This is a genomic window from Pseudomonas sp. M5A4_2d (genome assembly GCF_053345295.1).
The window spans coordinates 1-21,832 of sequence record NZ_JBKEZW010000005.1 but is presented as its reverse complement, the minus strand read 5'-3'; the positions used below and the strand labels follow the sequence as shown (position 1 = coordinate 21,832).

Annotated in this window: 22 protein-coding genes and 1 pseudogene; 12 read left to right on the top strand and 11 right to left on the bottom strand. The window is 57.0% G+C overall.

What is annotated here, in order from left to right; translation table 11 throughout:
• Positions 1-69: 69 nt before the first annotated feature.
• Positions 70-984 (top strand): DNA-binding transcriptional activator PunR, encoded by a 915-nt coding sequence (punR, locus tag ACLBW8_RS14890; RefSeq protein ID WP_447805679.1) that lies wholly within the window; start codon positions 70-72, stop codon positions 982-984.
• A 118-nt stretch (positions 985-1,102) separates the two neighbouring features.
• Here punR and ACLBW8_RS14885 read toward each other — a convergent pair whose 3' ends face one another.
• The gene (locus ACLBW8_RS14885) at positions 1,103-2,272 is read right to left on the bottom strand and encodes an aspartate aminotransferase family protein (protein WP_407017984.1); all 1,170 of its coding nucleotides are present in this window, start codon (positions 2,270-2,272) and stop codon (positions 1,103-1,105) included.
• Between the two features lie 103 nt (positions 2,273-2,375).
• Here ACLBW8_RS14885 and ACLBW8_RS14880 point away from each other — a divergent pair, with 103 nt between their 5' ends.
• Positions 2,376-3,281: a LysR family transcriptional regulator gene (locus ACLBW8_RS14880; RefSeq protein ID WP_447805678.1), complete on the top strand. Its 906-nt coding sequence runs from the start codon at positions 2,376-2,378 to the stop codon at positions 3,279-3,281.
• Here the strand turns inward: ACLBW8_RS14880 and ACLBW8_RS14875 are convergent.
• Both ACLBW8_RS14875 and fabV read right to left on the bottom strand, forming a co-directional pair.
• Entirely contained in the window at positions 3,278-3,901 is a 624-nt protein-coding gene (locus tag ACLBW8_RS14875; RefSeq protein WP_447805677.1) for an HAD family hydrolase, read from the bottom strand. The two genes, ACLBW8_RS14880 and ACLBW8_RS14875, sit on opposite strands and share 4 nt — an antisense overlap.
• A 240-nt stretch (positions 3,902-4,141) precedes the next feature.
• The gene (gene fabV / locus ACLBW8_RS14870; RefSeq protein ID WP_447805676.1) at positions 4,142-5,335 is read right to left on the bottom strand and encodes an enoyl-ACP reductase FabV; all 1,194 of its coding nucleotides are present in this window, start codon (positions 5,333-5,335) and stop codon (positions 4,142-4,144) included.
• A gap of 275 nt (positions 5,336-5,610) precedes the next feature.
• Here fabV and ACLBW8_RS14865 point away from each other — a divergent pair, with 275 nt between their 5' ends.
• Both ACLBW8_RS14865 and ppnN read left to right on the top strand, forming a co-directional pair.
• Positions 5,611-6,435 carry an aspartyl/asparaginyl beta-hydroxylase domain-containing protein gene (locus tag ACLBW8_RS14865; RefSeq protein ID WP_053255076.1) on the top strand — a complete coding sequence of 275 codons (825 nt, stop codon included), beginning with the start codon at positions 5,611-5,613 and terminating at the stop codon, positions 6,433-6,435.
• A 149-nt stretch (positions 6,436-6,584) separates the two neighbouring features.
• Complete coding sequence (gene ppnN, locus ACLBW8_RS14860) at positions 6,585-7,958, top strand: nucleotide 5'-monophosphate nucleosidase PpnN (protein ID WP_064451463.1); 1,374 nt, start codon at positions 6,585-6,587, stop codon at positions 7,956-7,958.
• Positions 7,959-7,962: 4 nt separating this feature from the next.
• Here the strand turns inward: ppnN and ACLBW8_RS14855 are convergent, their stop codons facing one another.
• A complete protein-coding gene (locus ACLBW8_RS14855) occupies positions 7,963-8,355 on the bottom strand; it encodes a RidA family protein (RefSeq protein ID WP_064451462.1) in 393 nt (130 codons plus the stop codon).
• 155 nt (positions 8,356-8,510) lie between these two features.
• On the opposite strand from ACLBW8_RS14855, the gene ACLBW8_RS14850 reads away from it, so the two are divergent.
• The 3 genes from ACLBW8_RS14850 to ACLBW8_RS14840 all read left to right on the top strand — a co-directional run bounded on the left by ACLBW8_RS14850 (position 8,511) and on the right by ACLBW8_RS14840 (position 9,609).
• On the top strand, positions 8,511-8,768 hold the full coding sequence (locus tag ACLBW8_RS14850; RefSeq protein WP_447805675.1) for an AbrB/MazE/SpoVT family DNA-binding domain-containing protein: 258 nt from the start codon (positions 8,511-8,513) through the stop codon (positions 8,766-8,768).
• Complete coding sequence (locus ACLBW8_RS14845) at positions 8,765-9,160, top strand: PIN domain-containing protein (protein WP_262667374.1); 396 nt, start codon at positions 8,765-8,767, stop codon at positions 9,158-9,160. The genes ACLBW8_RS14850 and ACLBW8_RS14845 overlap by 4 nt, the downstream gene beginning before the upstream one ends.
• A 71-nt stretch (positions 9,161-9,231) precedes the next feature.
• Complete coding sequence (locus ACLBW8_RS14840; RefSeq protein WP_447805674.1) at positions 9,232-9,609, top strand: hypothetical protein; 378 nt, start codon at positions 9,232-9,234, stop codon at positions 9,607-9,609.
• A 19-nt stretch (positions 9,610-9,628) separates the two neighbouring features.
• On the opposite strand, the gene ACLBW8_RS14835 is transcribed toward ACLBW8_RS14840, so the two are convergent.
• Both ACLBW8_RS14835 and ACLBW8_RS14830 read right to left on the bottom strand, forming a co-directional pair.
• Positions 9,629-9,958 (bottom strand): YXWGXW repeat-containing protein, encoded by a 330-nt coding sequence (locus ACLBW8_RS14835; protein ID WP_128591954.1) that lies wholly within the window; start codon positions 9,956-9,958, stop codon positions 9,629-9,631.
• A gap of 248 nt (positions 9,959-10,206) precedes the next feature.
• On the bottom strand, positions 10,207-11,103 hold the full coding sequence (locus ACLBW8_RS14830; protein WP_447805673.1) for a LysR family transcriptional regulator: 897 nt from the start codon (positions 11,101-11,103) through the stop codon (positions 10,207-10,209).
• Between the two features lie 99 nt (positions 11,104-11,202).
• On the opposite strand from ACLBW8_RS14830, the gene ACLBW8_RS14825 reads away from it, so the two are divergent.
• Positions 11,203-11,868 (top strand): NADPH-dependent F420 reductase, encoded by a 666-nt coding sequence (locus ACLBW8_RS14825; RefSeq protein ID WP_447805672.1) that lies wholly within the window; start codon positions 11,203-11,205, stop codon positions 11,866-11,868.
• Between the two features lie 66 nt (positions 11,869-11,934).
• On the opposite strand, the gene mqo is transcribed toward ACLBW8_RS14825, so the two are convergent.
• Entirely contained in the window at positions 11,935-13,590 is a 1,656-nt protein-coding gene (gene mqo, locus ACLBW8_RS14820) for a malate dehydrogenase (quinone) (RefSeq protein ID WP_221294240.1), read from the bottom strand.
• Between the two features lie 492 nt (positions 13,591-14,082).
• Here mqo and ACLBW8_RS14815 point away from each other — a divergent pair, with 492 nt between their 5' ends.
• The gene (locus tag ACLBW8_RS14815) at positions 14,083-15,270 is read left to right on the top strand and encodes an MFS transporter (protein WP_447805671.1); all 1,188 of its coding nucleotides are present in this window, start codon (positions 14,083-14,085) and stop codon (positions 15,268-15,270) included.
• Positions 15,271-15,370: 100 nt separating this feature from the next.
• On the opposite strand, the gene ACLBW8_RS14810 is transcribed toward ACLBW8_RS14815, so the two are convergent.
• The gene (locus ACLBW8_RS14810) at positions 15,371-15,592 is read right to left on the bottom strand and encodes a hypothetical protein (protein ID WP_447805670.1); all 222 of its coding nucleotides are present in this window, start codon (positions 15,590-15,592) and stop codon (positions 15,371-15,373) included.
• Positions 15,593-15,737: 145 nt separating this feature from the next.
• Entirely contained in the window at positions 15,738-16,103 is a 366-nt protein-coding gene (locus tag ACLBW8_RS14805; protein ID WP_447805669.1) for a DUF6124 family protein, read from the bottom strand.
• A 453-nt stretch (positions 16,104-16,556) separates the two neighbouring features.
• Between ACLBW8_RS14805 and ACLBW8_RS14800 the strand changes: the two genes are divergently transcribed.
• From ACLBW8_RS14800 to ACLBW8_RS14790, 3 genes and pseudogenes are all read left to right on the top strand, one after another.
• Positions 16,557-18,086: an AAA family ATPase gene (locus tag ACLBW8_RS14800; RefSeq protein ID WP_447805668.1), complete on the top strand. Its 1,530-nt coding sequence runs from the start codon at positions 16,557-16,559 to the stop codon at positions 18,084-18,086.
• Positions 18,086-19,048 carry a DUF4435 domain-containing protein gene (locus tag ACLBW8_RS14795; RefSeq protein ID WP_447805667.1) on the top strand — a complete coding sequence of 321 codons (963 nt, stop codon included), beginning with the start codon at positions 18,086-18,088 and terminating at the stop codon, positions 19,046-19,048. Before ACLBW8_RS14800 ends, ACLBW8_RS14795 begins: the two co-directional genes overlap by 1 nt.
• A gap of 180 nt (positions 19,049-19,228) precedes the next feature.
• Positions 19,229-19,348: pseudogene (locus ACLBW8_RS14790) on the top strand (CopG family transcriptional regulator); the annotation flags it as partial.
• A 136-nt stretch (positions 19,349-19,484) separates the two neighbouring features.
• Here the strand turns inward: ACLBW8_RS14790 and ACLBW8_RS14785 are convergent.
• A complete protein-coding gene (locus tag ACLBW8_RS14785) occupies positions 19,485-20,321 on the bottom strand; it encodes a hypothetical protein (protein ID WP_447805666.1) in 837 nt (278 codons plus the stop codon).
• Between the two features lie 322 nt (positions 20,322-20,643).
• Positions 20,644-21,636, bottom strand: coding sequence for a hypothetical protein (locus tag ACLBW8_RS14780; protein ID WP_447805665.1), 993 nt, complete (start codon positions 21,634-21,636; stop codon positions 20,644-20,646).
• Positions 21,637-21,832: the final 196 nt, after the last annotated feature.

Below are 21,832 nucleotides of genomic sequence, written 5' to 3'. Positions count from 1 at the left end.
AAGCTGACAGTTTCTGTGTGAAGCGATAATAATTGGACACTCTTATCAAATATTTTGAAGGCACCTTTAATGTGGTCTGAATACTCGCTGGATGTTGTTGATGCCGTGGCGCGCCACGGCAGCTTCAGCGCCGCCGCGCAAGAACTGCATCGCGTGCCGTCGGCCATCAGCTACACGGTGCGCCAGCTTGAGGAATGGCTGGCGGTGCCATTGTTTGTGCGGCGCCATCGCGACGTAGAACTGACCCCGGCCGGCCGTTTATTTATAGACGAAGCCCGCGGCGTGATGAAAAAAATGCTCGGCACACGACGTTTGTGCCAGCAGGTGGCGAATGGCTGGAGCGGCCAATTGAAGGTGGCCGTGGATTCCATCGTCAAACCCCAGCGCTGTCGGCAACTGGTGCTGGATTTCTATCGGCAGTTTCCCGAAGTGGAATTAATGCTGGAATACGAGGTGTACAACGGCGTGTGGGACGCCCTCGCCGATGAGCGCACCGACATCGTGATCGGCGCCACCAGCGCGGTGCCGGTGGCCAGCCACTTCACGTTTCGCGACATGGGGTTGTTGAACTGGCTGTGTGTGGTCAGCGCGAAGCACCCGCTGGCGACGGTGGCGGGTTTGCTCAGTGACGACCAACTGCGCCCGTTCGCCTCACTCTGCATGACCGACACCTCGCGCAACCTGCCCAAGCGCGATACCTGGACCCTGGATAACCAACGCCGACTGGTGGTGCCCAATTGGGCCTCGGCCATTGATTGCCTGCGCGATGGCCTGTGTGTCGGCATGGCTCCGGCGCATCAGGTGTTGCCGTGGATCGAGCGCGGTGAGCTGGTGGCATTGCAATTAAGCCGGCCGTTCCCGGCCAGCCCGTCATGCGTGGCCTGGGCACAGAACAAGCTGTCCCCGGCAATGGCGTGGTTGCTGGAGTATCTGGGCGATACCGAGACGATGAACCAGGAATGGCTGAATGGCCCGGATGGATGAAAGTCACGCAGCTCAACTGTGGGAGCTGGCTTGCCGGCGATAGCGGTGTACCAGCCCCTACATTTGGCACAGACAGATCGCTATCGCAGGCAAGCCAGATCCCACAGTTGATCGGGTTTCAGTCCAATAAGCGGGTAATGGCCCGCACGATCATCTCGACCTCTTTGGCATCCAGCGTCAGCGGCGGTAGCAGGCGAATGATTTTGCCACGCGTCACATTGATCAATAGCCCGTGCTCCTGAGCCGCACGCTGGGCCAGGTCGCGATACGGGCGGGCCAGTTCGATGCCAATCATCAAACCCTGCCCACGAATCGCCGCCACCTGCGGATGCTCGCTCAACTCCACCCGCAACCGCGACAGCAGGCGCGCGCCCTGTTGCGCAGCGTTCTGCAGCAAGCCCTGCTCTTCAATGATATCCAGCACGGTGCAGCCCACGCGGCAGGCCAGCGGGTTGCCGCCGAACGTGCTGCCGTGGCTGCCCGGCGTGAACAACTCGGCCACCGTGGCGCGTGCCAGGCAGGCGCCGATGGGCACGCCGTTGCCGAGGCCTTTGGCCAGGGTCATCACGTCCGGAACAATGCCTTCATGCTGGAATGCAAACCAGGTGCCGGTGCGGCCGATGCCGGTCTGTATTTCATCCAGCATCATCAGCCAGCCGTGGCGCGAGCAATGCTCGCGCAGGGCTTTCAGGTAGCCGGGCGGCGCGGGTATCACGCCACTTTCGCCCTGGATGGGTTCCAGCAGCACCGCCGCAATGCGTGGGCCGAACGCGTGAGTGAGCGCTTCCAGTGCCGCCAGATCGCCAAAACCCACCTTGAGAAAATCCCCCGGCAAACGCTGAAAGCCCAGGCGCACCGAAGGCCCGTCGCTGGCCGCCATGGTGCCGAGGGTACGCCCGTGAAACGCGTTTTCCATCACCACCACCAACGGCTCTTCGATGCCTTTTTTCCAGCCATGCAACCGTGCCAGTTTCAGCGCCGTCTCGTTGGCTTCGGCGCCGGAATTGTTGAAGAACGCGCGGTCCAGGCCGGACAATTGCGTCAGCCGCTGGGCCAGGCGCTGCTGCCAGTCAATGCTGTAGAGGTTGGACGTGTGCAGCAGCAGGCCCGCCTGTTCACTGATGGCCGTCACCAGCCTGGGGTGGGAATGCCCGACATTGGTCACCGCCACACCCGCCACCGCGTCGAGGTATTCACGGCCCTGCTGGTCCCACAGGCGCGTGCCCAGGCCACGAGTGAAGCTCAGGGCCAAGGGTTGATACGTGGTCATCAGGCAGGCGGCAGTCATGGTGGCAGGCTCCAGTGCATCGTTGGGATGGGTGAAGTATCGTTAGCCACCTGAGCTGGATAAACTGCACATTCCTGCAATGACTTTAAACCAGGGCTTGATAATGGATCTGTTCCAGGCGATGTCGGTGTACGTGAAAGTGGTGGAGGCCGGCAGCATGACCGCCGCCGCGCAGGAATGCGGGATGTCGACCACCATGGTCGGCAATCATTTGCGCGCGCTGGAACAACGGCTGGGGGTCAGCCTGCTCAAGCGCACCACCCGTAAACAAAGCCTCACGGAGTTCGGCGGGCAGTATTACCAGCGTTGCCTGGAGGTGCTGGGGCTGGTGGCCGACTCCGAGCTGCTGGCGGAGCAGGCCCACAGCGAAACCCCCAAAGGCAGCCTGCGGATCACCGCGCCCCCGGTATTCGGCACCGAACGCCTGACGCCCGCCCTGAGCGAATTTTCCCAGCGCTACCCGCTGATCAACCTGTATGTGGTGCTGAGCAACGAACGGATGGACCTGGTCGACAGCGGCTTCGACGTGGCGATCCGACTCGGCGAGCTGGAGACCTCCAGCCTGATCGCCCGGCCCATGCAGGCCTACACCCTGACCCTTTGCGCATCACCTGAGTACCTGGCGCGACGCGGCACGCCGCAGACACCCAACGACCTGCAGCACCATGACTGCCTGGCGTTCGCCTACCCGGCGAACGACAACTGGCGTGACACCGACAAACTGTGGCGCATGACCGGCGAGGAAGGCGAGGTTGAGGTTCCGGTGTCCGGCTCATTGACCATCAATAGCTCGCAAGGCTTGCGCCAGGCGGCCGTAAACGGCATGGGCATCATCATGCTGGCCGATGCCCTGGTGCAACCGGACCTGGAGAGCGGCAAGCTGGTGGCCTTGTTAACCACCTACCAACTGCCCTGCCGCCCCATGCACCTGCTCTACCGACAGGACCGCTACCGCCTGCCCAAACTGCGCGCCTTCGTGGATTTCGCCATGGAAAAATGGGCGCGCTAGAAGCTCACGCCCAATTCACGCAAACGTGCCGCAGTACGCTCGGCCGACACATGGTGAATGCCCAGCCAGCCGAGTGCGACAGCGGCGTCGATATTGCCGGCAACATCGTCGATAAACACGACTTCACTGGGTTGAATATCCGGCAGATGGGCACGTACCTGGGCGAGGCTGGCGTGATAAATCGCGGGGTCCGGCTTGATCAGCTTCAACTCGCCCGAGACCACAATGTCGCGCAAATATTGCAGGAACGGGTAGTTGGCCCGCGCATAAGGGAAGGTTTCAGCCGACCAGTTGGTCAGCCCGAACAACGGCATATTGGCGTGATGCAGACCTTCGAGAATGGCCACGCCTTCCGGCAATGAGCCGCGCAACATCTCGTGCCAGCGCTCGTAATAGGCTTGGATGAGAGGTTCGTGTTGCGGGTATTGCTCGATCAGCTGGCGCGTGCCTTCGGCCAGGCTGCGGCCGGCGTCCTGCTCGGTGTTCCAGGCTTGGGTGCAAATGGTCTCGAGAAAGTGTTTCCGCTCGTGATCGTCGGTAATCAGCTTGCGGTAGAGGTGCTGCGGGTTCCAGTCGAACAGGACACCGCCGAAATCAAAAACTACTGCACGAATCGTCATCAGATCCTCCGTTGGCGTGGCTTGATAGCCGCAGGAGTCTGGCAGATTGTGAGCGAGGGTGGGAGCGCGAAGGAATGTAGGAGGGTTCCGATTCACATAAGGCAAATGTGGGAGCGGCTGGTGTGGGAGCTGGCTTGCCTGCGATGCAGTCACCTCGGTGTATGCGTTACACCGCGGCGATGCTATCGCGGGCAAGCCCGGCTCCCACACAGGCCAGCTCCCACATTTTTTTGACCGTGTTTAGGCTTGGACTAAGCCCTTGATCTTCACGGTCGGGTTCACATCGGCTTCGTAGTCCACACCGTCGATTTCAAAGCCGAACAAGCGCAGGAATTCAGCCTTGTAGCCGGCGAAATCGCTGATCTCGTTGACGTTGTCGTCGGTCACCTGATTCCACAGCGCTGCTACGGCGTCCTGGACTTTAGGTTCCAGCTCGGCCAGGTCGGCGCGCAGGCGGCCGTCGGCGTCCAGCTTCGGCGCCATGCCGTACAGGCTGTCCTTGAACAAGCCGTAGACCTGCTCGATGCAGCCTTCGTGGGTGCCCTGCTCTTTCATCACTTTGAACAGCAGCGACAGGTACAGCGGCATGATCGGGATCGCCGAGCTCGCCTGGGTGACCACGGCCTTGAGCACCGACACACGGGCATCGCCCTTGAGTGCAGCGAGGTTGTCGCGCAGGGTCAGGACTTTCTTGTCCAGGTCTTTCTTGGCTTCGCCGATCGAGCCGTTCCAGTAGATGTCCTGGGTCAGCTTCTCGCCCAGGTAGGTGAACGCGGTGGTCTTGGCGCCTTCGGCCAACACGTCCGCATCACGCAGGGCGTCGATCCACAGCTGCCAGTCTTCGCCACCCATGACTTTCACGGTGCCGTCGATTTCTTCCTGGGTCGCAGGCTCGAGGGTGGTGTCGACCACAACGCCTTTATCGGTGTTGATACCGCGCAAGGTCACGGCCTTGCCGATCGGCTTGAGGGTGGAGGTGTGCACCACGCCTTGCGGGTCGGTACGGCGTGGCGCGGCCAGGCTGTAAACGACCAGGTCGATCTTGCCCAGGTCTTTCTTGATGGTTTCGATGGTCAGGCGCTTGATCTCGTCGGAAAACGCGTCGCCGTTGATGCTCTTGGCGTACAGGCCTTTTTCGACGGCAAACTTCTCGAACGCCGCGCTGTTGTACCAGCCGGCGGAGCTCAGCTTGCCTTCTTCGCCTTCTTTCTCAAAAAACACACCCAGGGTGTCGGCGCCGCAGCCAAACGCAGCACTGATGCGCGCGGCCAGGCCGTAACCGGTGGAAGCGCCGAGGACCAGCACCTTCTTCGGGCCGCCTTCAATGGCGCCATGCTGGGTTACGTAGTCGATCTGTTCCTTGACGTTCGCTTCACAGCCAACAGGGTGAGCGGTCACACAGATAAAGCCACGAACCCGCGGTTTGATGATCATAAAATTTCTGCCTCTTCCAAGGTGCCGAAGGCCAATAGTGGCCATTCAACTTCAATCGTACCGGTCTATGACGTCCGAAAAACCGAAGCGTCACGATAGACGCAAATCTTCTGTTTACAAAATCCAATCAACAAAACCCGATGCACGCCGCACCGTGGGGTTAAGAACTGTGTCGGGCCTTCACAAATTCGCAATATTTAAAACGCCCAGCGCAGTGATAACCCACTATCATGGCGGGATTGTTTCGCCTTGTTTCCGGTCCGGAGCCTCGCTTCATGAGTAAAAGTGCTGTTCAAAAAAAACTGGTCTCAGTCGCCTGGGTTCTCGGCGTTCTGCTGTTCATCTACTGCTTCCCACGCACCAGCCTGGTATTTCTGCTGCTGGTACTGTTCTGCGGCATCTATGACTTTCTGCGCAACGGTCTGTATGACCGCGACACCATCAAGAAGTACTTCGTGGGCAATGGCCGCAATACCTGGATATTGGCGCCGTTCAACACCCTGTTCGACCTGCTGAGCCTGCGCAACCGCCACGTCTACACCATGCGCGATCTGCCGCCGGCCTGGCGTGAAGACCTGCAACAGGTGATCGACGACGCCATGGCCAACAAGGATGAAATCATCAGCTACCTGGACGAGCGCATGGCCGAGAAAAAACGCGGCATGTTGTTCTTCCAATGGTACGGCCGCCCGATTGAAACCACCCTGGACATCCCGCAACTGCGCAAGAAACTGCCGTTTGTGAAGACCATCGGCGTGTCGGTGTTCAACGAAAACCGCTCGACGTCCTTCCACTTCGGCCCGCTGCGCATGATGTTCCGCGTGCTCTACAACATGGCGCCGGCGCCTCACCATGAGGGTGTTTACATCCAGGTGGGCAAGCACAAGCACTACTGGCACGACGACCCGCTGTTTATCTTCGATGACACGCTGATGCATGCGTCCTTCAACAAGAACGACGCAAAACGTTACTGCCTGTTCATTGACATCGTTCGTCCGACCTTGCTGCCGTCAGTGCTCAATGCCGTGATCTCGGGCTTTGCCGGGCTGGTCTTTACCCTGCGTCGGGTTTTCTACAAAAACTGGAAGCTGATTCAGTAAGTTCTGCGGCATGATGGTGCTGGACGGAGTTTGCGCATGGCCCCATGCCTGCCAGACTAACCGTCTCGTGCGACCGAGTTCGGCGCTCACCATTCTCCAGCCACCGCCGCCCATGGCGGGTGCGGTGGCTGTGTTTTCAAGGAATCAGAATGCCCCAACGTCAAGTCATCAATGCCTCCGTCAGCCCCAAGGGCAGCCTCGAAACCCTGTCCCAGCGTGAAGTCCAGCAACTGAGTGAAGCCGGAACCGGCAGCATCTACACGCTGTTCCGCCAATGCGCCCTGGCCATCCTCAACACCGGCGCGCATATCGACAACGCCAAGACCATCCTCGACGCTTATCAAGACTTTGAAGTGCGCATCCATCAGCAGGACCGCGGCGTGCGCCTGGAACTGTTGAATGCACCGGCCGACGCGTTCGTCGATGGCGAAATGATCGCCAGCACCCGCGAAATGCTGTTCAGCGCCCTGCGCGACATCGTCTACACCGAGAACGAGCTGGGCAGCCAGCGCATCGACCTGAGCGACTCCCAAGGCATCACCGACTACGTATTCCACCTGCTGCGCAACGCCCGCACCTTGCGTCCGGGCGTCGAGCCGAAAATCGTGGTGTGCTGGGGCGGGCACTCGATCAATACCGAAGAATACAAATACACCAAGAAAGTCGGCCACGAACTGGGCCTGCGCAGCCTCGACGTGTGCACCGGCTGCGGCCCCGGCGTGATGAAAGGTCCGATGAAAGGCGCGACCATTTCCCACGCCAAACAACGCATTACCGGCGGCCGATACCTGGGCCTGACCGAGCCGGGCATCATCGCGGCCGAAGCCCCGAACCCCATCGTTAACGAGCTGGTGATCCTGCCGGACATCGAAAAACGCCTGGAAGCCTTCGTGCGCGTCGGCCACGGCATCATCATCTTCCCGGGCGGCGCCGGCACGGCCGAAGAGTTCCTGTACCTGCTGGGCATCCTGATGCACCCGGACAACCGCGATGTGCCGTTCCCGGTCATCCTCACCGGGCCCAAGCACGCAGCGCCGTACCTGCAACAACTGCATGCGTTCGTCGGCGCCACCCTCGGCGAAGCGGCGCAGGCGCACTACCAGATCATCATCGACGATCCGGCCGAAGTGGCCCGCCAGATGACCGCCGGGCTCAAGGCCGTGAAACAGTTCCGTCGCGAGCGCAACGACGCGTTCCACTTCAACTGGCTGCTCAAGATCGACGAAGGCTTCCAGCGCCCGTTCGACCCGACTCACGAAAACATGGCCGGCCTGCAACTGAGCCTTACGCTGCCGCCCCACGAACTGGCGGCCAACCTGCGCCGCGCGTTTTCGGGGATTGTGGCCGGCAACGTCAAGGACAAGGGCATTCGCCTGATCGAACAGCACGGGCCGTATGAGATCCATGGCGACCCGGCCATCATGAAACCGCTGGACGAGCTGCTGCAGGCGTTTGTCGCCCAACACCGCATGAAATTGCCGGGCGGCGCGGCGTATGTGCCGTGCTATCGAGTGGTTCAGTAAGCGTCTAGCGCTGCACTGCCACACATTTGATTTCCACCAGCAGGCCGGGGTGTGCCAGTTCGGACACCCCGATCGTGGTCCAGGCGCAATGCCCGCGTGGAAACAGGCGGTTTTTCACCTCGCGAAAAACCGCCATGTGCTGGCTCATGTTCACGTGATACGTGGTCATGTCTACCACATCGTCGAAGCTGCAACCGCCCTCCTCCAACACCTGCCGCAGGTTCTGCCAGGCGGCGACGAATTGCGCCTCGGGATCTTCAATCACGGCCAGTTCCGGCGTGCGGCCGACCTGGCCCGCGCAGTAAAGAGTGTTGCCAACTTTTACCGCAGGCACGTAGCCGGCGCGCTCGACAATGGGTTGCATGGCGGGCGGAATGATGAGGCGGCGATCAGTCATAGCTTGTATCTCTTTGGGGCTGAGGACCCCGTGTGAAAACGCAGACTTGGGGCTAGGGTTTTACCTGTTCCCATCCACTCCCACCAGTAGAGCGACCTATGGACCAACGGATCTTGTCCTTCATCACCCCTTACCCTACGGTAAGGAATATCACGATGGAGACCTTCACTATGGCAACCGCCACACTTACCTCAAAAGGGCAAATCACCATTCCAGTCCAGGTCCGCACGGCGCTCGGCCTGGAAACAGGCGACCGGGTTGAATTTGTCGAAACGGAAGACGGCAAGTTTTCCATCATTGCCGCGAGCAAAACCGTACTGGACCTCAAGGGCCTTATCCGCAAGCCTGCCAATGCGGTGTCTATTGAAGACATGAACCACGCCATCGCCGCACAGGGAGCAAACGCGGGATGATCGGGCTGGATACCAATGTGTTGGTGCGCTATGTCACCCAGGATGATCCGGTTCAATCACCCAAGGCCTCGGCGCTGATCGAATCGCTCACCAGCGTTTCGCCGGGCTTTGTCAGCCTGGTGTCCGTGGTGGAATTGGTATGGGTTTTACAAAGCTGCTACCAATCGGCCAAAAGCGACGTGGTAACCGTGCTGGAAACGCTGTTGCGAACCCGTGAATTGACCGTCGAACATGCCGAGATCATTTGGCAGGCACTCCGACGATTCACCGCGGGCAAAGCCGAGTTTGCCGACTACCTGATAGAACGCTGCGCCCATGCAGCAGGCTGTGAATACACCGCGACCTTTGACATTACCGCAGGCAAAGCAACCGGAATGAAACGGTTGGCCTGAACGGCAGCGTTGCGGCAAATGACCGGCTTTGGTAAAAACCGCTTCTACCTTTGATCGAGAGAAAGACCCACGTGCGCACGCTTCTTCTCGCTGCCTTGGCCCTCGCGCCGACCCTCGTCCTGGCCGACACCATCGCCTGGCCCGACCTGCCGAAAACCTGCTTCGTCAGCGGCCGCTCCGCCACCAGCGTGGACGTCGACACCGGCTGTGCGGCGTTTCTGATCAATGTACAAGGCAAGGCGGCAGGCACGCCGATCAAGCTGGCTATTCCCCAGTACGCCCTGCACGTGGACGAAGCCACGGGCAAGGAAACGCCGGTGATCATCATCATCCAGGCGGAAGAGAACGGCGAGATCAAGGCCGTGGGCTACAAGGAACTCGGCACCGAGCAACTCGGTGCCGCGCTGTTGCGGGAGGTACGGCTGCTGGGCACCCAGAAGCCGATCTAGGCGTTGTTTCGGACTGGCCTCAGCGAACCCAACCACCGCCCTGCCAGTGGTAGCCGTCATTACGCTGCACCCAGTGCGGGTGCACATAGCGATAACCTTCGCGCACCTGCTCCCAATGGCCGTGCACCGCAACGTATCGCCCGCCTTGCCAACGCCAGTAACCGCGCGACCATACATAGCCGTAGCGCGCAGCCGGCTCGACTTCGATGACCTGGACCGGCGGCGGTTGTGGCGCAACCACTTCAACGTACTCACGCTGTACCGGCCCGCGCTCATGCACGACGCGCTCTTGCACACACCCGGACGCCGCGACGACTACTGCCGCCAATGCCGCATAACGTAGCAACATACAAAATCCTCGGGCGCTAACGCCCAGCACTTGCACCAGAAAAAATGCCCCTTTTTTGCAGCTTCGCTCCTGCTTGGCTCTGGGTTCTTTTTAACAGGTGATGTCTGTCGGATTGCTGAACCCATGGGCCTCAACACGTGCATACGACAGTCGGTTGTTTCAGGCGTACGAGCCTCCGCCGGGCGATCACCACATGGGTCACGGGTCACGGGATGAGCGGGTTACCCACGGTGTCCACCGCTAAGCCCTCACGCCGCGCCGAAGCGCGCCAGCACCGCCTCGACAAATCGTCGCAACTTGGCGGTGCGCTGCCGGTTGGCCGTGTAAACCAGGTGCATGGATCGGCTGGGCGCCTCAAACGCCGGCAGCACGCGTATCAATTCGCCTTTGGCCAACGCGGTGCGCAGGAAGTCTTCGGGGCCGAGAACGATGCCGAACCCATCCAGTGCCGCCGACATCAACGCCCTGCTTTCATTGATTTGAAGACGGCTGGCAACCTGCACCTTGTAAGGCGTCGCGCCTTGGTGGAAGACCCACTCGCGATCCGCCGGGCGTGACCAGAAGGCGTAGCCCAGGCATTCATGCTGCTCAAGGTCCGCCGGCAGTTGCGGTGTGCCCCGCACCGCGAGGTAAGCCGGCGCTGCGCAGACCACCAGCCGATAAGGCGCCAGCGGCCGGGCCGTCAAGCCAGTGGTGCCCAGAGGGCCGATCCGGAAGGCCGCCTCATAGCCTTCCTCCACCAGGTCAACGAAACGATCCGTCAGGTGCAGGTCGATTTCCACGTCCGGGTTGTCGCGCAAAAAGGCGGTAATCAGCGGCATCAGGCTGTAGGAGCCGAAGGTGACCGGGGCAGTGACTCTCAGCTTTCCGCGCGGTGTGTCGTTCATGATCTGGGCCAGTGAATCGGCAGCCTCGGCTTCCGTCAGGATATGTTTGCAACGCTCGTAGTACGCGTGCCCCAGCTCGGTCAGGCTTTGCCGACGCGTGGTGCGATTGAGCAAACGGGCGCCGAGGCGTTGCTCCAGCGCGGCAACATGTTTGGCCACCATCTGCGCCGACAGGCCCAAGCGCTCGGCGGCACGTGCGTAAGAGCCCAACTCGGCGGCCACCACAAAGGCATTCATGCTTGAAAGGCGGTCCATCATTCCCTACTCCCAGTAACAACACCCAAACCGAAACACTCATTTATCGCCAGTTAGTAGCGAATCATCATAGCCGCTCTACGATTTACGAGGAGCAAGGCCATGAAGATCGGCGTGATTGGAGCAGGTTTTATCGGACGTGCTGTGGCACAGCTCGCACTGGCTGCCGGGCATGAAGTGATGTTGAGCAACTCCCGGGGCCCGCAAACCATGAGCAGCGTGCTCAGCGGCATACTGGGCGTTCAGGTGGGCAGTGCTGAAGACGCCGCCCAATTTGGCGACGTGGTGCTGGTGGCGATTCCCCTGGAACACTACCGCAGCGTGCCCGCGCATTGGCTGGAAGGCAAAACGGTGCTGGACGCGAACAATTACTACCCGAACCGCGATGGGCATATCCCGGTGCTGGACCGCTTTGAAACCACCACCAGCCGGCTGCTCGCCGAGCACTTACCGCATTCACACGTGGTGAAAGTGTTCAATGCGATCTTTGCGCCGGACCTGACGCAAGACGCCCGCCCCCATGGCGCACCCGACCGCCGTGCACTGCCGGTGGCCGCCGATGACGCCACGGCAAAGGCGCACGTCGTCCGCCTGCTCGACGAACTCGGTTTCGACGCCGTGGACGCCGGTGGGCTGGATGAAAGCTGGCGCTTTGAACGGGCGAAACCCGCCTATTGCGTGCCACTGGACCAAGCAGGTTTAAAGGCGGCGCTGGCAGCGGCCGAACGCACGGTTGAACTGCCGGCGGTCGAGCGCGTTCGCGCCTGAACACCTGCCGACAAAAAGCCCGCTGACCGTTACCGGTTCAGCGGGCTTTTTAACATCAGGCTTGGCTTACAGCGCCAGGTCAGACGCCGGCTTGCTCGGCTCAGCCGCAGGCTTGGCAGCCTCGGTGGCCTGGGTCGCCTTTGGTGCGGTCAACTGCGGAATCGCAGGCGGTGGGGTCAGTTGCAGGACGCCGGCCGTGTAGGCCCATTCCTTGGCAACAGCCTCAGGACTGTCGTTCAGCTTGGTGCCGTAGCTCGGTACGATCTGGTGCAGCTTTGCCTGCCACTCAGGGGTCGCCACCTTGTCCTTGAAGATTTTTTGCAGCACGGTCAGCATGATCGGAGCCGCGGTGGACGCGCCTGGCGATGCACCCAACAGGCCTGCAATGGAGTTGTCGGCGGAGCTGACCACTTCGGTACCGAGTTTCAGGACGCCGCCCTGCTCTTCGTCACGCTTGATGATCTGCACGCGCTGACCGGCTTGCCACAGGCGCCAGTCTTCTTTCTTGGCGTTCGGGAAGTACTCTTTCAGGGCGTTGTAGCGGTCGTCATCCGACAGCATCAGTTGGCCAGCAAGGTACTCGACCAGTGGGTATTCACGCACACCGACGCGGGTCATTGGCCAGATGTTGTGGGTAGTGGTGCTGGTCAGCAGGTCCAGGTACGAGCCTTCTTTCAGGAACTTGGTCGAGAAGGTCGCGAATGGGCCAAACAGAATCACGCGCTTGCCATCCAGCACGCGGGTGTCCAGGTGCGGCACAGACATCGGTGGCGCGCCAACCGAAGCCTTACCGTAGGCCTTGGCCATGTGCTGCTCGGCGATGGCCGGGTTATCGGTCACCAGGAACGAACCGCCGACCGGGAAGGCAGCGTAGTCCTTGGCTTCAGGAATGCCCGACTTTTGCAGCAGGTGCAGTGCACCGCCGCCCGCGCCGATGAACACGAACTTGGCGTCGGTTTCGGTCTTGGTGCCGTCTTTCAGGTTTTTGTAGCTCACACGCCACGAACCGTCGGCGTTACGGGTGATGTCTTGCACTTCGCTCGACAGTTTCAGGTCGAACTTCGGCGTGGTTTGCAGGTGAGCAACGAACTGGCGGGTGATCTCGCCGAAGTTCACGTCGGTGCCGATCGGGGTCCAGGTGGCCGCGATTTTCTGGTTCGGGTCACGCCCTTCCATCATCAGCGGAACCCACTTGGCGATCTGCGCCGGGTCTTCGGAGTACTGCATACCGGCGAACAGCGGGCTCGCTTGCAGGGCTTCGTAGCGTTTTTTGAGGAACTTGATGTTGTCATCCCCCCACACGAAGCTCATGTGCGGTGTGGAGTTGATGAACGAACGCGGGTTCTTCAGCACGCCCTGCTGGACCTGCCAGGACCAGAACTGACGGGAGATCTGGAACGCTTCGTTGATCTCGACCGCTTTCGGGATCTCAACGTTGCCGTTCTTGTCTTCCGGGGTGTAGTTCAGCTCAGCCAGGGCCGAGTGACCGGTACCGGCGTTGTTCCAGCCGTTGGAGCTTTCTTCGGCCACGCCATCGAGGCGCTCGACCATCTCCATCGACCAGTCCGGCTGCAGCTCATTGAGCCATACACCCAGGGTCGCACTCATGATGCCGCCGCCGATCAGCAGCACATCGACTTTCTTTGCCTCTTCCGCGTGAACGGAGGTGATCCCCATCGACAAAGCCAGCCCCAGCAGGGCAGTGTTTACTTTTTTAAACATCAGTAGCACCTATGATAAAACGCCATCCGCCCCACTGCCCCTGAGCATGGGCAACCCTCTATCACGCCGCGCCAGGCAGCGCACCGCGGGGGTTTGCACATTCACGTAAGGACCGCAGGGTGGGCACACAAGGCCGACGTATCGACCTCACTTTTATGTCCCTTCTGCGCTGACTTCTTATCATTATTGGCTTCAGCTACCTGGGCAACAGCCAACCGCCGGGACGTATACGGGTGTACGCACCGGGGAAAGACTAGACCAAGACGGCGCGCAGAATATCACGCTAAACAGCGTTTATGCGTCGTTTGGCCAATTGACAGCACTAAAACAGGACTTTTCCCCGCTCCTGTCAAGCCGAGCGAGCGCGACGTGGGGTCACAGGGTAGCAATCGGGTGGAACTCTCGCGTTCAAGGCTGTTCTAGACACCTTCGCCGCTGCTTGCGTAGCATCGGCGGCGGTCCTTCGTGCACTTCACCCACACAGAGTTACCCATGACTATCCAGCAAACACCCGGGCACGTACTGCCCGCGCGCAGCGCCGCCAAAATGGAAGCTGCCATGGCCGTGGGCGCCTTCGCGATCGGCACCGGCGAATTCGCCATCATGGGCCTGATGCCCGACATCGCCCACAATTTGAAGTTGAGTGAACCGCAAGTCGGCCACGCCATCAGCGCCTACGCCCTGGGCGTGATGGTCGGCGCCCCGCTGCTGGCCATCCTCGGCGCCAAGCTGCTGCGCAAACACATGCTCTTGTTGCTGATGGGCCTGTACGCGCTGGGCAACCTCGCCACCGCCTTCACCCCGACCTTCGGTTCGCTGGTGGCCTTCCGCTTTATCAGCGGCCTGCCCCACGGCGCCTACTTCGGCATCGCCGCCGTCGTCGCCTCGAGCATGGTGCCCAACGACAAACGCGCCGGCGCCGTGGCCCGCGTGATGATGGGCCTGACCCTGGCCATGCTGCTCGGCAACCCCATCGCCACCTTCCTCGGCCAACACCTGGGCTGGCGCTCGGCGTTCGCGCTGGTCAGCGCCATCGCCGTGTGCACCCTCTTCCTGGTCTGGCAATTCGTCCCCGACCGCCGCGACGAACCGCGCAGCGACCCACGCAAAGAACTGCGCGCCTTCACCAAACCGCAGGTGTGGATGGCACTGTCGATTGGCGCAGTTGGGTTTGCCGGGATGTTCTGCGTCTTCAGCTACCTCGCCCCGACCATGCTCGAAGTGACCAAAGTCTCGCCACAATGGATTCCCTTCGGCCTCGCCGCCTTTGGCGTGGGCGGCATCATCGGCAACATTGCCGGCGGCAAGCTGTTTGACCGCATGCAATTTCGCGCGGTGGGCTTGATCTTGGTGTGGTCGATAGCCGTGCTGCTGTTCTTCCCCTTCGCGGCATCGTCGCTATGGGGCGTGCTACTGAGCATGGGCCTGGTCGGCACCATGGTGGCGTTGGCCGCACCGCTGCAAATCCGCCTGATGGACATCGCCCACGAAGCCCCGAGCCTGGCGGCGGCGTCCAACCACGCAGCATTCAACCTGGCGAACGCGCTGGGCCCGTGGTTTGGCGGCATGGCGATTACGGCGGGTTACGGCTGGACCAGCACCGGCTACATCGGCGCCGCAACAGCGCTGGCCGGCCTGGGCATCTACCTCATCGCCCGCCGCATGAAAGGCGGCCACTAATCACACACACCTCCTCCCCCACCACAGAGCAAATGTGGGAGGGGGCTTGCTCCCGATAGCAGTGGGTCAGTCACCACACAACTGACTGACCATCACTGCCTCAATAATCATGCAACAACCCCGACCCATACTCCCCATAACTACTCCCCAACCCACTGCCACCAAAACTCATCTTGGCCGCCTTGCTCGGGCTATGGTCCCCAAACGCCTGGCATCCCCCCGAGAAACAAGGGTCACCACTCCCGCCCGACGACCCCGTCGAACAAGCGCCCAACAGCAACGTGCCAGCAATCATCACGACTTTAACCAGGTTCGAGATCATGTTTTCAGTTCCCTATGGGCTGGAGGCGCGGGGGTCCTCTCTTGAAGAGGATCGTAGACCTCAACGGCACTGGGGATTATGAAATTTTGCGCGGTGACAGCATGGGTTCAGGTTGCCGCCTTGGGGTAAGGCGGCGGGGTTGGGGTCAGGCGGTGGCTGGGCTGGCGGCAGGCGCTACTTGCTCTTGGGCGCGGGCGACGAGTAGAGCGCTTAGGTCGATGAGTTGTTGGATGCCGAGGATGATGGCGCGGTGCGGGTCTTCCAGGTCGAAGGCCAGAGTGGCGGCCATTTGGTTGGCGGAATCGAGATTTTCGGCGGCGTTGGCTAGGAGGGTTTCGGTGTCGATGTTGGGGCTGACTAGGAATAGGTTATTGGTTGCGTGGTCGGCGGGGGCGGTGTCGTCAGATGGGGGCAGGTAATGATGAATAGCGCGCTGAGCTGCAGCTTGCAGCTTGGCATCAGTGGGTTCAGCGTTTGAGGCATGAGGCGGATTAGGTGTGACCTTGTACATGGCGAAGCTCCTTAACTGTTCAGGAACTGCCAATCTCACTTCCACATGAGGGTGGCAGCCGTACGCAGGTGTGGAAGACCAGGGCTAAGGACCCGGCGCACCGAAGTGCCCCGCGCACAGCCGCCGAAACACATGATACAGACGTAAAAAAACGCCGGTAGGTGTTTGTGACGATTGCGTCTTAGCTTGGTACGGACTTCCACATCCGGCCGCTGGTTTGCCAGCGGTTTGGGGAGGTTAGCGGGGGGAGGTCTGAGGGGCAAGCCGAGAAAAGCGTGGGAAATTTCCCCGTGGATTTTAGCCAGTTCCCGAGATCACTCCATTACTCTGTGAATCGTCCCGATGATGGATAGCACAAACTAACAGCCAACCCCCAGTAAATACTGGCGGTTACGGCCGCATTGAACACCCCGTACCATTTTTGTACCACCGAAGCTTCCTCTCCCGTTGATCTTGTCCCTACCAGTCAGAAAAAATAGCCTAATTTGGCTCGAGTCAGGCATACAGCCGCTGCTATGCTTAGCTTTCTCTAATGGTGCAGTTGACTATGACAAGCAGTTAATCGCCGTTATATATGCTAAGAAAGAAGAACCTGATAACCCAAATTTACAAAATAAAGCTTATCCAGAAAAAATAGAAGGATCTTTACTAATATCTTTATTCAAACGATTTGCGCTTAATGGCTTATATGGAGAGCGCGATATCGATATTCCATTTGGTACAGACACGCGAATTATCGTAGCCGAAAATGGATACGGCAAAACCACAGTACTGAACGCCTTATACGCACTCGTTACAAGCGATATACCAAGACTACACAAAATAGACTTCAAGTCCATGGAGCTAGAGTTTTCCGATGGCGCAATTTTCAAAATAGAAAAACCTGAATTAGACTTTTCTTTCAATGAAGACGCCGATAGTCAAGCATCCAAATATCTCTACGCAAAGCTAGGTAGAGAGTCCATGGAAAAACTAATACAAGGCTTTATTACTTATGGTGAAGGCCACACTCGCCGTTCCGAACTTTTTCATCGTGTGACTCAAACAATAGGTCTCTCACCTTCACACACAATAAGAGTGATTCGAGCCTTAGCAGAGGCGAACGAGGCTAGCGGATATCTTCTAAATATTAAAGAGACGCTAGAAGCTATAAAGGCAAAAATACCATTTGACGTGCTCTACCTACCAACTTACAGACGCGTAGAGCAAGACCTGCGAAACTTATCCAGCGACGAAGAAAAAGGCGACAAAGCCTTTCTCAATCAAGCTATTAACTTTGGCATGGGTGATGTTGACGCAAGAATAAAACAAATCACTAAGGAAATTCTTAGCTCCTCAGTAGAGTGGTTTTCGAAAGTCAACGGCCAAATGCTTAACCAACTCGTAGATGGATTAATTATCGAACAACACATGTTGGACAGCATTCAAAGTCCTGCGGCAGTAAAAATCGTCCTGGATCGCGTCGGCAACAATATTTCAACTAGCAGCAAGGAACGAATCCTGGAGCTAATAAAAACAAAAGATATAACCAAGGGTCACGACCACTTAATATATTTTATTTCAAGCCTAGTAAAGGTATATGAACAACAGCGTGAAAATGATACAGCCCTCCAAGAGTTCTGCGCCGTATGCAACAAATACCTAGGCGACAAAATGTTACGTTACGACGAAAGCAAAGTTGAAGTCGACATTGTAAGAAAAAAGAATCTCCGCGATGTAAAAATTGAGACCTTATCTTCAGGAGAAAAACAGATAACCTCCTTGTTTTCTAGACTCTATCTTCACAAGCAAGACAACTTAGGGATTTTTTTTGACGAACCAGAACTTTCTTTATCTATTGAATGGCAAAAGACATTACTCCCAGATATTTTGAACTCTGGGAAATGTTCCTTCCTTTTCGCAACGACTCACTCCCCCTTTATCTTTCATAATAAATTGAAGTCTCAAACTGTAGACCTCAGCTCTTTCATTAAGGAACTGTAATGAACAGAGTGGAAAAAATGGCACAGGATGCAGAAGAGTTTTCCACCAAATTTATGGAGTTCATGCGAATAGTTGGGGAAAACCCAGATTTGCTTGTCTGTATTTTTGAAGGAGAAGACGAAAAATATTACTCAGGTAGATTGCATGCAATCCTAAACAACGAAAACTGGGAATGCATCAACACTGGAGGAAGAACTCCAGCATTAGAGCTATTTGAAACCATCAAAGACCACGTCCTTTACTCAACCTATAAATATCTATGTTTCGTTGACAAAGATTACGATGATGTTTTTGGCAACCCTGACCCACTCAAAATCTACTCCACTCCAGGGTACGCAGTAGAAAATTTCTACTTTTCTCTTGCATGCCTAAAAAAAGTTTTATCTGCAGAATTCAATATAAAATCCGCAAACGAACTTAAACACCTTTACTCTCGATACATAAGTCTTTTCAAGAGAGTACAAAAAGATTTTACAGCTGCAATACTCGAATTTAATGTATGGGCAAAAACCAACTATATAATGTGCAAGAAAGGCGACACGCCGCTTAAGATGAGCATAAAATCGATCAACACAAACGACCTTATAAACATAACGCTCGAAAACATAAAAATCAACTACGACCCAAATGACATATCATCTGTCTTTGGACACTTGAAAAATTCTGACTTATGTGCAACTTCACTTCAAGAATCTAAAACGACACTAATTGAACAAGACCCAATATTAAGCCTCAGAGGAAAAAACTGTGCGGACTTTATGCGCCTTTACCTCTTGGCAATAAAATCAGACATCAACTCAACACAGTTTAAAGAGGGGGAAAAACCAAAAATCAGAATTAATCTATCTAAAGATAATTTTCTTTCAGAAGTTTCCCAATATGCAGACACTCCTCCCTGTCTCGTACACTTCCTTTCACGATACGCCACGGTCCCAACTACTGGGCAGAGTCTAGAGCATTAAAAAGAAAGGCTTGGGAAGCTACAAGCTTCCCAAGCTAAGGAGGATATTGGGGTCAGACCACGATACTCCGGCAGTGAAATGGAACAAATCACTTCCGGATACACACAGCGACGACCTGCTGATTCAAGCCAGCGCTCCGCGGTGTAAGATGCCCTACAACCATCCACCATCGAGGCAGCCATGACTGGAATCTCCCTGAACCTCCTGGAAGACCTGTCCAACTCTCTCGCTGACCTGGCCAAAACCAAAGGCCAGACTGCGACCTATCTGGCGATGGACGTCCTCCGCGACTACATTAAGGCACCGGGGTCTGACCCCGATACCCCCTGTCGGGAGTGGCGCCAACAGGTTTTGTATTGAGCGTGATTGAGTACATCGACGGATGTGCCTACGCACAGTCCTGGTGGTGCCGTCTTGGGTAGCTTAAAAACTGAAGTTATTGCTTTTTCATCTTCTCTAGTGCTTCTTCCGCAGAGGAAACAACTTGCCCCCAGTGTTTTTTCTGCCGAGCCCTAATTTCAGCATCATCCGTATCAATTCCTAAATCAGCCCTAACTGAAATCATGACTTCAACCTGAAGCGCCGCGACAGGCGCCATATCTATAAACAGCTGCTTATTAAATAATTCAGTGAGTCGATTAAATTCAGCATATGCCACGCGCATTTGTTCGTTAAATTTTTTTGACTGACCACTAAAGAACTCAAATGAATTATGAAGGGCCTGATTAACAAGTTCTTCAGTACGAGCCCCTTCGGAGAACCTGGTCAATTCACCTATAACCCTTCTTACGTCAGTCATCGTCTCTTCATAAAGTCTGTCATACAAGGCAATCTCATTTGATGCCTCCTGAAGTGGACCCATACGCTGAACCAATACAAATATGAGACTTGAGTATGCGACACCCAATGTATCGATCGCTTTTTGCGTGGCGGTCGACGCAACAAGAGAAAGTTTCGCGGCCGCAATAAATAGCCCTTGAAGATCGTCCGATATATTAGTTTTAGAAAGATCCTTACTTGGCAAAGAAGACAAATAGCTAGTAGCTCTTGATATCTCTCCTACCGCAGTCAAATAGACTTCCTTGCGCAAAGTATTCATCCGATCAATATTTTTTTCTTTAGCGTCATGCGCAAGTTGTATTTTCAAGCGATTGCTATTTCCAAAATTCGAAATCAACGTCGCTATGAACGCAACGCAGGCACCGAAAATCGTACCAGCTGCCGCCCAGGCCGCTACCGGTATATTGCTGAAAGCCCATCCAAAAAAGTCCATTCTATTAACTCGCAAGGATTTTTAATGCGCTTCCCTCAGTACGAAATCTTGCTCATCTTCCATAGCAGAGAGAAGCCCGGTGATATGACAAATTAGCGAAAAAGTTTTTAAGCTATTTATCTCAGTGGAGTAACCCTTATCAATACCATGCAAAGCTGTATTCCTATTAACCCCAGTATAGTTATTATCAGCTCTTTGCTTTGGCCCCCACCCAATAGGTAAATCGCCGCTCAACTGAGCCCAAAAAGAATAGGGATATCGGGGTCAGACCACGATATACGCTATCACGTCGCACCATCAGAGGGTTTCGCGCAGAGTTTCCTTAGGGTGATTCGCTTTTGAGGATGCTTGCTACCATCGCCCGAAATGCCCGTTGTTGGGTGATCGAAAAGCCCAGGGCAACGATGATCACACTCAGCCAGATCAAAAAGATCTTGAATGGATCGAACTCAAGAACCACCAGCGCCCAGGTCACCAGAGCGCCACCGATGCTACCCACCCCCCACCAGGCGATGAGTATGGGCTGCACCACCTTTTGAATGTCTCGATAGAGCAGCAACCGGGCGGCCCCCATTAGCAATAAAACCATCCCCGTCCAACCGAAAGCAGCCATCAACGGCAGCGACGAACCCTGGCGCTGATACAAAAAAGCCACCCATTCGTAGAACGGCCCCAATGCGCTCATCTGCTGGAACGTATCGCGGCTGGGCAACTGCCACTGGGCCCAGTGCGCTGGATCAATGACCTGCAGCGCAAGGCTGAACAACGCCACCAAGACGCCACACAAACCAAGGGCTCGCCAGGCCGGGACAGCAATACGGTAGTTGTTCACATTGCGCAGCCGTTCTACGCCGAACACCGTATCGGTTTGCTCGCCCCGGGCAATCACGGTTTTGCCGTTACGCTGGATCGCGGTGCCAATCACGAGTACCTCCAGACCTTCGCTCAAGAGAACCTCGCCCTGCTGGCGGTGTCCCTCCCCCGCTATGTATCGATAGTCCTCCGGTTCTGGCACCTGGCCTGAGAACAGATCAATGCCCGCAGCCAAGATATCCACAGTGCCGTGGGCATCTTTAAGGGCAAAATTGCTGCATTGTACGTCGGTAAATACCGTCCTCCATTCGTCCTTGTCGACACTGTTGCGGTAACTTTCCTCGATTCGTATCGAGTACCCCGCACAGGGCAAGCCATTCACCGGGGATAACCGCGACTCCTTGAGCACCACGACGCCACAGACTTTTACCAGGCCTGGTGCCAGCGAGTACGAAGGGCTGAGGTGCAGGCGCTTGTCTGCATGGTAGAAGCCTTTGTTCATGGTGACGGCATCCCTGTCTACTTGTAGTGGCTTGCATTAGAAAACGGTCACCCGGTTGCAACTCCGGGTCCTGCGCCGACCGAATTTCTGGGGGCTATCGGGGGATATCGGGGTCAGACCACGATATACGGCACAATGATCTCCTTGAGATCCGCGGCGTTATCCAAAGCGGGGAAATTTCTTACAGCATCAGGCT

Excerpts from the sequence above, each read along its gene's own strand:
- punR (WP_447805679.1), top strand. The coding sequence starts at position 70 with ATGTGGTCTGAATACTCGCTGGATGTTGTTGATGCCGTGGCGCGCCAC.
- ACLBW8_RS14885 (WP_407017984.1), bottom strand. The coding sequence starts at position 2,272 with ATGACTGCCGCCTGCCTGATGACCACGTATCAACCCTTGGCCCTGAGC.
- ACLBW8_RS14880 (WP_447805678.1), top strand. The coding sequence starts at position 2,376 with ATGGATCTGTTCCAGGCGATGTCGGTGTACGTGAAAGTGGTGGAGGCC.
- ACLBW8_RS14875 (WP_447805677.1), bottom strand. The coding sequence starts at position 3,901 with ATGACGATTCGTGCAGTAGTTTTTGATTTCGGCGGTGTCCTGTTCGAC.
- fabV (WP_447805676.1), bottom strand. The coding sequence starts at position 5,335 with ATGATCATCAAACCGCGGGTTCGTGGCTTTATCTGTGTGACCGCTCAC.
- ACLBW8_RS14865 (WP_053255076.1), top strand. The coding sequence starts at position 5,611 with ATGAGTAAAAGTGCTGTTCAAAAAAAACTGGTCTCAGTCGCCTGGGTT.
- ppnN (WP_064451463.1), top strand. The coding sequence starts at position 6,585 with ATGCCCCAACGTCAAGTCATCAATGCCTCCGTCAGCCCCAAGGGCAGC.
- ACLBW8_RS14855 (WP_064451462.1), bottom strand. The coding sequence starts at position 8,355 with ATGACTGATCGCCGCCTCATCATTCCGCCCGCCATGCAACCCATTGTC.
- ACLBW8_RS14850 (WP_447805675.1), top strand. The coding sequence starts at position 8,511 with ATGGAGACCTTCACTATGGCAACCGCCACACTTACCTCAAAAGGGCAA.
- ACLBW8_RS14845 (WP_262667374.1), top strand. The coding sequence starts at position 8,765 with ATGATCGGGCTGGATACCAATGTGTTGGTGCGCTATGTCACCCAGGAT.
- ACLBW8_RS14835 (WP_128591954.1), bottom strand. The coding sequence starts at position 9,958 with ATGTTGCTACGTTATGCGGCATTGGCGGCAGTAGTCGTCGCGGCGTCC.
- ACLBW8_RS14830 (WP_447805673.1), bottom strand. The coding sequence starts at position 11,103 with ATGATGGACCGCCTTTCAAGCATGAATGCCTTTGTGGTGGCCGCCGAG.
- ACLBW8_RS14825 (WP_447805672.1), top strand. The coding sequence starts at position 11,203 with ATGAAGATCGGCGTGATTGGAGCAGGTTTTATCGGACGTGCTGTGGCA.
- mqo (WP_221294240.1), bottom strand. The coding sequence starts at position 13,590 with ATGTTTAAAAAAGTAAACACTGCCCTGCTGGGGCTGGCTTTGTCGATG.
- ACLBW8_RS14815 (WP_447805671.1), top strand. The coding sequence starts at position 14,083 with ATGACTATCCAGCAAACACCCGGGCACGTACTGCCCGCGCGCAGCGCC.
- ACLBW8_RS14810 (WP_447805670.1), bottom strand. The coding sequence starts at position 15,592 with ATGATCTCGAACCTGGTTAAAGTCGTGATGATTGCTGGCACGTTGCTG.
- ACLBW8_RS14805 (WP_447805669.1), bottom strand. The coding sequence starts at position 16,103 with ATGTACAAGGTCACACCTAATCCGCCTCATGCCTCAAACGCTGAACCC.
- ACLBW8_RS14795 (WP_447805667.1), top strand. The coding sequence starts at position 18,086 with ATGAACAGAGTGGAAAAAATGGCACAGGATGCAGAAGAGTTTTCCACC.
- ACLBW8_RS14785 (WP_447805666.1), bottom strand. The coding sequence starts at position 20,321 with ATGGACTTTTTTGGATGGGCTTTCAGCAATATACCGGTAGCGGCCTGG.
- ACLBW8_RS14780 (WP_447805665.1), bottom strand. The coding sequence starts at position 21,636 with ATGAACAAAGGCTTCTACCATGCAGACAAGCGCCTGCACCTCAGCCCT.